Origin of the sequence: Chitinimonas sp., assembly GCF_041904975.1 — a bacterium.
GTDB lineage: Bacteria > Pseudomonadota > Gammaproteobacteria > Burkholderiales > Chitinimonadaceae > Chitinimonas.
In genome coordinates this window covers 1-1,956 of the sequence record NZ_JAYRLZ010000442.1, presented here as the reverse complement: position 1 = coordinate 1,956, position 1,956 = coordinate 1, and the positions used below count along the sequence as shown (strand labels likewise).

Annotated in this window: 2 protein-coding genes; one reads left to right on the top strand and one right to left on the bottom strand. The window is 60.1% G+C overall.

Going from position 1 to position 1,956, the window contains the following annotated elements:
• Positions 1-94: 94 nt before the first annotated feature.
• Entirely contained in the window at positions 95-829 is a 735-nt protein-coding gene (locus ACE3OH_RS21970) for a class I SAM-dependent methyltransferase (RefSeq protein ID WP_374358352.1), read from the bottom strand.
• 124 nt (positions 830-953) lie between these two features.
• Here ACE3OH_RS21970 and ACE3OH_RS21965 point away from each other — a divergent pair, with 124 nt between their 5' ends.
• Positions 954-1,811: a S1/P1 nuclease gene (locus ACE3OH_RS21965; RefSeq protein WP_374358349.1), complete on the top strand. Its 858-nt coding sequence runs from the start codon at positions 954-956 to the stop codon at positions 1,809-1,811.
• The last annotated feature ends 145 nt before the right edge of the window (positions 1,812-1,956 follow it).

The window sequence follows — 1,956 nt, the reverse complement described above, 5'->3', positions numbered from 1 at the left end:
TATCACGCCTGTCTCCTGTTTTATCTGCCAAACCACGCTTGGCGGTTCGGCAGCTAGGCTAGCGGGCGTTTGCTACACGACCATTGCAGGCTGGTCAGCCGCCGCACTTGCGCAGCACGCAGATCGACTGGCCGAGATTGCCGAAGCCTTCCATCACCCGGCCATCTTCCAGTGTCACCGGGTGCGGCAGCGGTACGAAGGGCTCGCTGCCATCGCGGATATCGACCAGCTCCATGTCCAGATGGCGCGCCCAGGCGGCAATGGCATCGCGCGAGATAAACACATTGAGCGGGTGCTGGTTCTGGCCGCGGGCATCGTTGACCGTGTTGCGGAATACTTCCCAATGAAAGTCCATGGCGAATTCCAGAAAGGAAAACAGCACAAAGCCACCGGGCTTGGCTACCCGCTTTGCTTCCTCGAGATACAGATAGCTTTGCTCATGCAGCAAATGTGTCATTACGCTGAAAAAACACATGGCATCGGCGACGTTGTCGGCTTCCGGAATTTCCAGCCGCTCGACCACTTCAAATCGCCAGTCTTCGCGCGTCGCGGCATTGCGGGCAAATGCCACCAGATCGGTGCCGAGATAGCGCGCTTCGCGGGTGACGGATAATGGCAGGGCCAGTCTGCCCGAGCCGCAGCCGATATCGATCAGATAGCCATCATCGGGCAGTCCGTAAAACCTGAGCATTTCGCGCTCGATGATGCCAAACGCCTCGAATTGACCGCCGATGGCTTGCTTCATGCCGGTATCGTGGTCTGCAAACTGCTCGGCCTGGTGGGCAGTCCAGTCGGTGTAAGCCTGCTTCAGTGCCAGTTTTTCTTGCATGTTTGCGCCTGCCTTTACGCATGGAGCGATGCCGGATGACGGTGCTGACTAGGGCATATCGGTGCGCGCCGCTTTCCGCTCGCATGGGTTAATATCCCGCGCTTTGTTTGCGAAGCGTGGTCATATGAAAGCAGGCAGTTTTTACTCCACTGGTCTGGCCTTGGTTGTGATGTTTGCCACAGTTCCGGCATTTGCCTGGCATGACGAAGGTCATCGCATCGTGGCGCGGATCGCCGAACACCATCTGAACGACAAGGCGCGCATCGAGCTGCGGCGCATACTCGCCAATAGCGATGTGGCGGGTGGCCTCGCCACCGCGGCGACCTACCTCGATGATCACCGGCCCATGCTGAGTAACCAGCAGCCCGGCTCGAGCAGCTGGCATTACGATGATCTGGAAGTGTGCGATGCACCGCAGCCCTCGTTCTGCCAGGGCGGCGCCTGTGCATCGGCGGCGATCAACCGTCACCTTGCCATGCTGGCCGATGGCGGCAACCACGATGGCATCAAGCTACAGGCGCTGCGCTATGTGGTGCATATCGTCGGCGATATCCAGCAGCCCTTGCATGCGTCGAACAACCATGACCAGGGCGGCAATGAGGTCAAGCTCAACCCGGTGTTCGAGTCATTCGGCTATTACGACAATCTGCACAGTTTGTGGGATGGCTACTGGGTGAAGAAGGCGATGCGCACCAGCCGCCTGAAGGAGGCTGACTTCGCCGACGCGCTCAATGGCCGCTACCAGTCGCATGCCGGCGACTGGGCGGCCGGCAGCGTTAGCGACTGGATCAAGGAATCGCACAAGCTGGGCGAGACCGTGGTGTACGGCAAGCTGGCTGGCTGGACCTGTGGCAAGCTGATTAGCGACAAGCTGACGCTGGCTGCCGATTACCTGGCTGTAGGCGATGAACTGGTGCCGCAACAGCTGTACAAGGGCGGTGTGCGTTTGGCGAATCTGCTCAATGCCAGCCTTGGCCGCTAGGCTCTGTTGACGTTTTGTCGCCGGTCGCGCCGGGTCGAGATTTGCGGCAAAGCAAGGCGGAACGAGCGCCGCATGGCGGGCCATGTCGGCGAATGACAACGCGGCCTGGCCGCAAGAATCGACGCGGCCCTGCCGGTTTCGCCGA